Origin of the sequence: Streptomyces sp. NPDC048415 (genome assembly GCF_040651675.1) — a bacterium.
Taxonomy (GTDB): domain Bacteria; phylum Actinomycetota; class Actinomycetes; order Streptomycetales; family Streptomycetaceae; genus Streptomyces.
In genome coordinates, this window is record NZ_JBEZKJ010000005.1 from 171,560 (window position 1) to 180,896 (window position 9,337).

Here is a 9,337-nt window from a genome sequence, read left to right on the forward strand (position 1 = left end):
ATGACCATGCCACCGCAACCGGTGTCGCCGCGACCCGTGCCACCGCAGTCCGGGCCGTCTCAGTCCGCGTCACCGCACGGCCCCGCCTTGCTGCGTTCGCCGGTCGGCCTCGGGCAGGCCACCGCCCTGCTGCTCGGCTTCGTCATCGTCGCCGACCTCTTCGGGATCTGGGCCGACATCACGATGTACGACGTGACGGGCGCCCTCGCGAGCGGCGAGGTCGGGGCCGCCGTGCAGCGGCGGGCCGATCACGCGGACTCGCTCTACTCGGCGGCCGGGTACGTGCAGTCGGCCACCCTCGTGGCGACCATCGTCGTCTATCTGATCTGGTTCATGCGGGTACGGGTCAACGCCGAGGTCTTCAACCCGTTCGGGCACAGCAAGTCCCGCGGCTGGACGGGCTGGGGCTGGTTCGTACCGGTGGTGAACCTGTGGTTCCCGCGCCGGATCATGCTGGACATCTGGGACGCGAGCGGCCCTGGGGGCGGTCGCGACCGGCACGGGCTCGTCAACGCCTGGTGGACGCTGTGGATCATCGGGCTGGCCGCCGGCCGGGCCGGGCTCACCGAGTACCGCAATGCCGACACCGCCCAGGAGATCCAGAACGCCGTCGGCCAGGTCATGTTCGCGGACGTCCTCGACATCGCCGCCGCGGTGCTCGCGATCCTCGTCGTACTGCGGCTGACCCGGATGCAGAACGAGACGGCGCACCAGGGCCCGGTTTCCCGCGGCGTCTGACGCGGACCGATTCGTCCTTTTCCCTGGCCAACATCCGTAACCCTGTGGTCTATTCGCCCCGAGCCGCCGAACCGAGACACCGGGGGGAACCGGCATGGGCTACTGGGGGTACTACGTCGTGGGCAGAAGCGAGGCGCCGCTCGCGGAGCTGGACGCGCTCGCGGGAGCGCGGGGCATGATGCTGCGGGGCGCGGCGCCCGGTGGCTGGCAGGTGTGGGAGTACCCGAGCGGTGACGGCGACATCGGGAACATGAACACCCTCGCCCTGGAGACCGGCGCGCCCGCGCTCTTCGGGTACGTCATGGACAGCGACTGCGTGGCGGTCGAGGCGGCGGCGCCCGAGAGCGGCGCGTGGACCACCTGCCTGGCGCGCGAGGCGATGGCCGGGTACCTCGTCGGCGGCGAGGACGGGCTCGGCGTCGACGACTACTTCCTGGAGCCGGCCGACGCCGCCGCGCGGGCCGTCGCCTGGGCCGCGGAGGCCGGCCACACCGTCACCGCCGAGCCGCTCCTCGATGTGCTGATCGCGGAGGCGGACTCTTTGGCCGAAAACCTCTTCTTCCGGTTCCTCGACCGGCTCGGTGTGGTGCCGCTGTGACACTCCTGGTCCGTCGCGCGCAGTAAGGGGAAGTGCGGGCTCCGTGAGAACAGGCGCCCTGTCGAGGGAGTTCGAAGGAGTTCGAGGGAGGCGTGATGAGTCTGGTGGAACTGATCGCTCAGGCCGATGAGCGAGGGCTGGCGGCGAGCGGACTGGCTTGTTTGGACCGGTGCGTGCCTCTGCTCGGCGGTGACGACGAGATCCTGCGGCCCCTGTGGGCGAGCCTGGCGGAGCCGGACGTGTGGGGCTCGGGTGGCTCCTGGGGCGACCGCATCGAGCAGATACGCGCCAAGCTGGACGCGGACGCCCCCGAGCCGGCCCTGACCGACGAGGACGAGGCCGCCGTACTCACCCGCCGCATGCTCGACGCGGTCCCCGCGGAACCCTCCGCCGCCGGACTCCGTACCTGGGCCGACGCCTGCTCCGTGGCGGCGCTGCAGATCCACCGGCTCCTCGACGTCGCCGACGACGGCGCGTCGTGCGTGACGGCCCGCCGCGAGGGCCGTACGGACGGCATGTCGCCGCTCGTCGCCGCCGAACTGCGCCGCCAGGTCACCATCCTGGAACTTCTCGCGGACCGTGGCGCGGGCGGACTCCGGCTCGCGCTGGTCGCGTCGACGGAGGGGCGGCGCGTGCTGCGCGCGGTGGTGTCGCGCAGGGCGCGGGGAAGGGCGTAAACCTCCTGCCCCGAGGGGTTCTTGTGACCGTCTCGGGAGGGAGATGGGGGTCCTGAGCCGGTGTCGCGAACACCCCCGGGACGCGTGACGAATCCCGGGCCGGCCACGCTCTTTTGAGTGTGAACGCAACCAGTGGGAACGCCATCCAAGCCAGCAGGCCCTCAGCTGCGACAAAGCCCGTCCGCTGGGCGGCGGACACGGTCGCGACCATGCGCGAGGGTGCCCGGCTGCGCCTCGACTACTCGGCGCAGAGCCTGTGGCGGGTGGACCGGCTGATCGAGGAAATACGCCGCGAGGGAGCGCCGTACGCCGCCGTCGAGACCGTGCTGCGCGGATTCGGCGCGTACGCCGGTGAGGTCGTCGCCCGCCGGACCGGTGCCGAGTGGTGGGAAACCGGCGGCGACCACTGGCTGCGCACCCCCGACGGACGGCTCTGGGACCCGATCGACGAGGCCCGCCGCTGCTACACGGGCGACGGTTCACTGCGGTTGCTGTGCCGGGAGGCCACGCGCTGAGTCATGACTCAAGACACGCGACGGTTCCCGAATGGCGATCGGGCCGCTCGCGGGCGACTTCCTCACGCAGTGTCCGGTCTGGCGCCGGCGCCGGTACGCCAATGCCCCCGTCGGGCCGGCCGCGTTCGCCGAGGCGTGGACACTGCTCGGCTCCGCCCGAATGCTCTCCCCGCCAAGAGCGTCAACGTCTTCTACGAGGTGGGGGACCCGGCGAACACCAGCTCGGAGAGGGTCCACCAGGGCCCCTACGTGAAGTACCGGATCAAGGGTGCCGGCAAGGACGGTGCCGTCCGCGTGCCGCTCTCCGGGAATCCGTTCCCGCAGGAGGACGGCAGGGTCCCGGTCACCATGGCACAGAAGATAGCCGACTTCCTGCTCAAATCGCGTCGCGCGGATTAGCTAGACTGCTCGAATGGCTCAACGCGTAGATATCACCGGCCTTTCGTCCGCCGACTTCCTGAAGGCGTTGCAGCGCGGAACCAGCGGAATGTGGTCCGTGGAAGCCGCGGTCTGGCTTCTGGAGCGGCACGGAGTGTGGCTCGACGACCAGCGGTTCCGGGCTTGCGTGGACGGTGGTCTGGACGGGTCGGGCCAGGTGTGGGCCGGCATTGATGTGCAGCGCGCAGCCGCGGCCATCGATGCCGGCGTATTCGGCGAGTGGGGCGAGGACATCGCGCTGCTGCGTTTTGTCCTGAGCCTGTACGGAGACCATCCCATTTCGCTCCGATACACCTGCGAGAACATTTCCGAGGAAAATCTCGCGCTCATCGGAAAGGCGCTTTACCTGGCCTGCGGTTATGACGAGCCCAGGTAAAGCGCCTACTCGGTACGGGTTACGGCGTCAGGGTCTGCCCCAGGTGTGCGCCCGTCGGCGTACCCAGCTGGGCCTTGGCGTACACCGCGGCCTGGGTCAGGCCGAGGCCCGTGCTGTTGCTGGGCACGTACAGCAGGATGCCGTCGCCCGCGTCTTCGCCCTCGGCGCCGAGCGTCAGGTCGGTGCGGCCGTACCCCGAGAGGTCGGTGAGTGAGACGGCCGAGCCCAGCTTGTCGTCGGTCTCCGTGGAGCCGGGGACGCCGGAGGTGTCCTGCGAGACGGCCACCGCGCCGGAGCCGGTGAGGCCCGTCGAGGTGCCCTTGAGGAGCAGGGCGCTGCCCGCGTTGGAGCGGTTGACCGAGTCGCGCGTGATGTCCTCGTTCGGGGCGCCCGCCAGGACGTCCGCGTAGCCGTCGAGGTTGTAGTCGCCGACCGACACCGAGGTGCCGAGCGCGTCGCCGGACTCGTTGGCGCCCGGAACACCCGTGGTGTCCTGCTGGATCGTCGTCATGCCGGCGGTGGTGAAGCCGGTGGCGGTGCCGGGGACCATGGTGACCTGGCCGCCGGAGACCGCGCCGGACTCGGAGGCGTACGGCTGGCCGATGACGAGGTCGTCGTAGCCGTTGCCGTTCACGTCGCCCGCGGCGATGGAACGGCCGCCCTTGACGCTGAGCGTGGACACCTTCGTCAGGCCGGTCGCCCCGCCCTTGAACCAGGTGACCCGCCCGATGCCGCCCGCGTCACGGTAGTTCAGGGCCACGTCCGCGTAGCCGTCGCGGTTGAAGTCGCCAGTCGTGGCGTCGGTGTACGCGATCGCGCTCGTCGACGTGGTGAGGGTGCCGGTCTGGGTGGCGCCGCCGGTCAGGCGGGCGTTCCAGTTGCCGCCCTTGCCGGTGCCCGCGGCGAACACGTCCGCCTTGCCGTCGCTGTTGAAGTCGCCGACCGTCACGGCCGATCCGAGCTTGGCGCCCGCCGCGGTCACCCCCGAAGTGGCATAGGAGAAGCCCGAGTTGAGGGCAGGACCGTACAGGACGGTCACGGAACCCCGGTCCGCGTTGCCGCTGGTGTCGTCCTCGCCTGGCGCGCCGATCGCGAGGTCCGCGGAGCCGTCGCCGTTGATGTCGCCCCACGCCGTGGCGGCACCCCAGTTGTCGCCCGCCTCGGAGGAGCCGGGGACACCCGCGCTGTTCTGCGTGAGCGTCACCTTCGACGCCGGGACCGGGCCGTTGAGGCCGCCCGGTACGAGGGTGACGCTGCCGACGCCGCCCGATGCCTGGGGCGTACCGGCCACGAGGTCGCTGATGCCGTCGCGGTTGAAGTCGGCGGTCGGGATCGCGGAGTTCTTGCCGGCGCTCGCCGCGTACCGGCGGATCTCGGCGAGCTTCGGGTAGAGATTGGCGCCGGGGCAGGCGGTCGCGTTGGTGTCGCGGTGGCCGAAGACCGTCGGGAGCGTGATCGACGTGCCCTTGTCGACGAGGTTGCCGTCCTGGCCCTTGGCGCTGCCGGACACCAGCGTGACCTTGCCGTTCGGGTCGACGCCGTACATGCCGAACTTCCAGGCGACGATCCGGGCGATGGCCTCGAGCCCGGCCCGGCTCGGCTTGGCGCTCTCGTAGTTGCCGATGTACGAGATGCCGACCGTGTTGGTGTTGAACCCGATGTCGTGCGCGCCGATCACCGGCAGGTCCATGCCGCCGCTGCGGCCCTCGAAGATCTGGCCGCACTTGTCGACGACGAAGTTGTAGCCGATGTCGAAGTAGCCGCGCGAGAAGTGCTCCTGCTGGATGGTGCGCAGCCGGGCGCGGGACTGGCCGCAGGAAAGCTTGTTGTCGCTGTCGACACCGGTGTGGTGCACGACGGCGGCCTTGATCTCGGTGCCGTACTCGGGGGTGCCGTCGTAGTTGGTGGAGGCGCCCCACTCGGCCTGGGTGATGATCGGGGGCTTGACGACCGTGGAGGGGCGGGGCGCGGGCACCGTGCTGGAGGGGGACGGCGAGGCCGAGGGCGAGCCGGAGGCGGTGTCGGTCGGGGTCGCGCTCGGCGACGTGGTGTCGGCGGGCGGCGACGGGTCCGTCGGGGTCGCCGAATCGGTCGGCGCCGCCGTGTCGGTGGGAGTCGCCGTGTCGGTCGGGGTCGCCGTGTCGGTGGGAGTCGCCGTGTCGGTCGGGGTCGCCGTGTCGGTGGGGGTGGCCGCGGGGGTGGTCTCCTCCACGAATGCGGCGGGCTCCGTGCTCGTCGTCGTACCGGCCGGATCGGTGCCCGGGTCGAGCAGCCTGACGTCCATCCCGGACGGCTGGCCCTTCGCCTCGGCGCCGTCCGCGCCGACCACGCGCACCTCGACGCCGTCCGCGTCGCCGGTCCATACGGACGCGGTGCCGCCGCGGGTCCCGGCCCGCTCGGCCTCCGTACCGTCGGCCGAGAACGGGTCGTCGGGCAGCTTCTGCCAGCCCGACCACTTGCCGGTGTCCAGCGCGCGGTAGCGCACCTCCGGCGTGCCCTTCGGCTTCGCGTCCGGGTCGCTCCAGGTCAGCAGGACCGCGCTGAACCGGTCGGTGCCCTGCTTGTCCAGGCCCTTGCGGCCGGAGCCCTCGTCCTTGAGCTTGACCGTGTGCATGGCGGGCTTGCGGCCCTTGGCGTCCCGGTCCGGCTGATCGGTCGGATTCGCGACGGCGTAGGTGACCGCTCCCGCCCCACCCAACACGACCGCCCCGATGGTCAGCCATGCTCTCCGCTTCAGACTCAGCGGCTTGTACGCATGGGTCGTCCTGCGACTCAAATGTCCCACCCCTAGAGAACTTTCACGATTGACCCACCCGTCTCAGGGGTGGCTTCTTGTACAGCGCACGTGAATTGCCAAACATCACGGCGCTGGATGTGCCGTACATCACTCCGGAACCGGGCGGCGCCGTGCTTGCTCCGGCTGTGCGCCCGTCCTTGCTTCGCCCGTGCGCCGCCCGGTCCCGGCCGCTCACTTCGCCAGTACGCCGCCGATGCCCGCCGCGGCGTTCGTGCCGAGTGCGGTCGGCCCGTAGTAGGCGCCGCTGTCCGGGACGACTCCATGCGGTCCGCCGTTCAGCGTCAGGACGGTGCCGTCGCCCGCGTTCTCGCCATCGGCGCCGAGAGCGAGGTCCGGGTGGCCGTCGCCCGTCAGGTCGGCCAGTGCGACCGCCGAGCCGAGCCGGTCGTCGGTCTCGGCGGCGCCCGGCACCCCGGCGAGGTCGGTGTCGTAGACCTCGGCGCCGGCGGCCGTGAGGCCGTCGGGGCCGCCGTGCAGCAGCAGGGCCGCGCCCGCGTCGGTCGCCGTGCCCACGTCCTCGCCGGGCGCACCGGCGAGGACGTCCGCGTAGCCGTCGCCGTCCGTGTCGGCCGCCGCGAGCGAGGCGCCCAGCCGGTCACCGGACTCGCCGCCGGGGATCGCGCCCCGGCCGAGGACCGGCGCCCCGGTGCTGGTGAGCCCGTCCGCCGAGCCGTGGAACGTGGAGATCTCCCCGCCGTCGCCCGCATCGGGGCGGCCCACGGCCAGGTCGGCGTACCCGTCGCCGTTCAGGTCCGCCGAGGCGAGCGCCCGCCCGCCGGCACCGTCGAGAACGGTCGGCGCGTCGGTGCGCAGTCCGGTCGCCGAGCCGCGCAGTACGACGAGGGGCGTGGCGCCGCCCGCGGTACGGAAGGTGAGGGCGGCGTCCTCGTAGCCGTCGTGGTCGAAGTCGCCGGTCGCGATGTCCGTGTAGCTCAACGCGCCGCCTCCGGAGGCGAGTTGGGCGGGTGCGGAGAAGGTGCGGTCCGCACCGTCGATCGCCCAGGCCCGCGCCGCGCCCGGCGCCACGGCGAGGATGTCGTCGCCGCCGTCCCCGTCGAAGTCGCCGGTGGCGAGGGCCGCACCGAAGCGCGCGCCGCTCGCCCGCACCCCGCTCGGCTCATTGACCATCCCGGCCTGTCCCGCCAGGCCGTTCGCGGTGCCGCGCAGCAGGCTCAGCGCGCCCTCGTCGCTAGCGCCGGCGGTGACCTCCTCGCCGGGCGAGGCGACGACGAGATCCGCGTACCCGTCGTGGTCGAAGTCCCCGTACGCGGTGGCGGATCCGAAGCCGTCGCCCGTCTCCGAGCCGCCGGGCACGCCGACCGACTCCTGCGTGATCACGGCCTTGCTTCCGGCGTACGGCGCCGAGCGCGCGCCAGGTACGACGGTGACCTGCCCGGCCGAGGCCAGCCCGTTCGCCGTGGCCTTCGGGACGCCCGCGGCCAGGTCGGCGTGGCCGTCGCGGTTCATATCGCCTGTCGCAGCAGGGGAGTTGGCGGCGGAGGCGAGCGTGCGGATGGCGGGCAGATCGCCGTAGAGGTTCTCGCCCGGGCACTCCGTCGGATAGCCGTCACGGTGACCGGAGATCCGGTTCAGGGTCACCAACTGGCCCTGCGTGTACTTGCCGTTGTCCGCGCCCGCCGCCATCACCACGGTGCCGGACGGGTTGATCCCGTACAGCCCGAGCTTCCACGCGGCGAGCTTGGCGACGGAGTCGCGCACGGCCTGCGGCGCGGTCGCGGTGTTGTAGTCCCCGAGGACCGCGACCCCGCTGGTGTCGGTGTTGAAGCCATAGGTGTGCGCGCCGTAGACCGGCTTGTCGACGCCGCCCGCGCGGCCTTCGAAGACCGTGCCGCACTTGTCGACCAGGAAGTTGTAGCCGATGTCGTTCCAGCCGTTGCTCTGCACGTGGTAGACGAAGATGCCGCGGATGATCGACGCCGACTCCGCGCAGGTGTAGTCGTTGGTGCCCGCGGTGTGGTGCACGAACACGGCCTTCGTGTCGGTCGTGTATGTCGGCGGGTCCGCGACCATCGACTCGTCGGCGCCCCATCCGGAGCGGGGGACGATGTCCGGCTGACCGGCGGCGGTCGCCGCCCCGGTCGGGGCGGGTGCCGACTCCTTCGCCCCCGAGTCGGGATCGACCAGGTCGACCCGGAGCCCGCCGGGCAGCTTCGCTCCGGTGATCCGTGCCTGCACACCGTCGGAGGGCCCGACCCACAGGGGCTGAGTGCCGCCCCGCAGACCGTTGCCGCCGTGCTCGGGCCCCGACTCCGGTGCGTGGGCGTCGAGTTCGAGGTCGCGCCACGGCGACCAGCGCCCGGTCGTGGCACTCCGGGTGCGTATCTGCGCCGTCCCGCCGAGCGCGGCCCGCGCGTCGGACCAGGTGACGCCGACCATGCGGAACGGCTCGGTCGTCCGCGCGGGCAGCACACGGCGCGCCGGATCGGACCCGGCGGGCACGGCCACGGTGCGCAGGGCGCCCCGGGGAGCCGCGGTGTGTACGGCGGTCGTCTGGGTGCGCGCGGACAGGGCGATCGCGCTGAGGACGACGGCGCTGGCGAGCGCGACGCGGACCGCACCCCGGCCCGCGGGCCCCATCAGCTGCCCTCCTGGCCGGCCGCGTTGGCGTCCGACGGCTCCGGCGAGGGCAGTTCGGCCTGGCAGGTGGCGCGCCCGAACTTCCCGAAGGCGGTGGCGGTCTGGATGTGCTTGCCGCGAACGGCGAGTTGGCAGCTGGCCCGCCCGCCCTTCTCTCCGAGGGTGATGGTCACGAGGGGCGCCTTGCCGAGCGGCACGCTCACGGTCTTCTTCCATGGCAGCGTGACTTCGTCCGCCACCACGGCGTCCCCGGACTCGCTGCGCGCCTGGTACGTGATGTCGGCTGTGCCCTCGCCGTCGACCTGGTACGTCACCGAGGCCGTGGGCACGTGGTGCTGCTTCGGCTTCTCGGCGGTGTTGAACACGCCGTAGACGACGACTCCGGCGCAGGCGGCGAGGAGGACGCCGCCCACCACGATTCCGCGGCGGTCCGCGCCCTTCGAGGTCTTTTCCCCTGGTGCTCCCGGTGAATTCTCCTCGGCGACTTCCGGGGTATCGGCGGCTTCCTCGGTATCGGTGACTTCCGGGGTATCGGCGACATCCTCGGTATCGGCGACTTCCGCGGTGCCGACGTCGTCCGGCTTCCGTGTCGATGGCATG

General features: G+C 71.9%; 9 protein-coding genes. 6 read left to right on the plus strand and 3 right to left on the minus strand.

Going from position 1 to position 9,337, the window contains the following annotated elements; genetic code table 11:
• Positions 1-87: 87 nt before the first annotated feature.
• From AB0D27_RS06295 to AB0D27_RS06320, 6 genes are all read left to right on the plus strand, one after another.
• Positions 88-738 carry a DUF4328 domain-containing protein gene (locus tag AB0D27_RS06295; protein WP_362502765.1) on the plus strand — a complete coding sequence of 217 codons (651 nt, stop codon included), beginning with the start codon at positions 88-90 and terminating at the stop codon, positions 736-738.
• 94 nt (positions 739-832) lie between these two features.
• On the plus strand, positions 833-1,336 hold the full coding sequence (locus tag AB0D27_RS06300) for a hypothetical protein (RefSeq protein WP_362502768.1): 504 nt from the start codon (positions 833-835) through the stop codon (positions 1,334-1,336).
• Between the two features lie 95 nt (positions 1,337-1,431).
• Positions 1,432-2,013, plus strand: coding sequence for a hypothetical protein (locus tag AB0D27_RS06305; RefSeq protein ID WP_362502771.1), 582 nt, complete (start codon positions 1,432-1,434; stop codon positions 2,011-2,013).
• 143 nt (positions 2,014-2,156) lie between these two features.
• Positions 2,157-2,528, plus strand: a complete 372-nt coding sequence (locus AB0D27_RS06310; protein ID WP_362502908.1) for a hypothetical protein — start codon at positions 2,157-2,159, stop codon at positions 2,526-2,528.
• Positions 2,529-2,663: 135 nt separating this feature from the next.
• Entirely contained in the window at positions 2,664-2,927 is a 264-nt protein-coding gene (locus AB0D27_RS06315) for a hypothetical protein (RefSeq protein ID WP_362502774.1), read from the plus strand.
• A 13-nt stretch (positions 2,928-2,940) separates the two neighbouring features.
• Entirely contained in the window at positions 2,941-3,342 is a 402-nt protein-coding gene (locus tag AB0D27_RS06320; RefSeq protein WP_362502777.1) for a hypothetical protein, read from the plus strand.
• Positions 3,343-3,361: 19 nt separating this feature from the next.
• Here AB0D27_RS06320 and AB0D27_RS06325 read toward each other — a convergent pair whose 3' ends face one another.
• The 3 genes from AB0D27_RS06325 to AB0D27_RS06335 all read right to left on the minus strand — a co-directional run bounded on the left by AB0D27_RS06325 (position 3,362) and on the right by AB0D27_RS06335 (position 9,336).
• Positions 3,362-6,118, minus strand: a complete 2,757-nt coding sequence (locus AB0D27_RS06325; RefSeq protein WP_362502780.1) for an FG-GAP-like repeat-containing protein — start codon at positions 6,116-6,118, stop codon at positions 3,362-3,364.
• Between the two features lie 192 nt (positions 6,119-6,310).
• Positions 6,311-8,737, minus strand: coding sequence for an FG-GAP-like repeat-containing protein (locus tag AB0D27_RS06330; RefSeq protein ID WP_362502783.1), 2,427 nt, complete (start codon positions 8,735-8,737; stop codon positions 6,311-6,313).
• Positions 8,737-9,336, minus strand: coding sequence for a hypothetical protein (locus tag AB0D27_RS06335; RefSeq protein ID WP_362502786.1), 600 nt, complete (start codon positions 9,334-9,336; stop codon positions 8,737-8,739). The genes AB0D27_RS06330 and AB0D27_RS06335 overlap by 1 nt, the downstream gene beginning before the upstream one ends.
• Position 9,337 lies beyond the last annotated feature (1 nt).

Coding starts and splice junctions, on each gene's coding strand:
- AB0D27_RS06335 (WP_362502786.1), bottom strand. CDS start 9,336: ATGCCATCGACACGGAAGCCGGACGACGTCGGCACCGCGGAAGTCGCC.
- AB0D27_RS06300 (WP_362502768.1), top strand. CDS start 833: ATGGGCTACTGGGGGTACTACGTCGTGGGCAGAAGCGAGGCGCCGCTC.
- AB0D27_RS06330 (WP_362502783.1), bottom strand. CDS start 8,737: ATGGGGCCCGCGGGCCGGGGTGCGGTCCGCGTCGCGCTCGCCAGCGCC.
- AB0D27_RS06305 (WP_362502771.1), top strand. CDS start 1,432: ATGAGTCTGGTGGAACTGATCGCTCAGGCCGATGAGCGAGGGCTGGCG.
- AB0D27_RS06320 (WP_362502777.1), top strand. CDS start 2,941: ATGGCTCAACGCGTAGATATCACCGGCCTTTCGTCCGCCGACTTCCTG.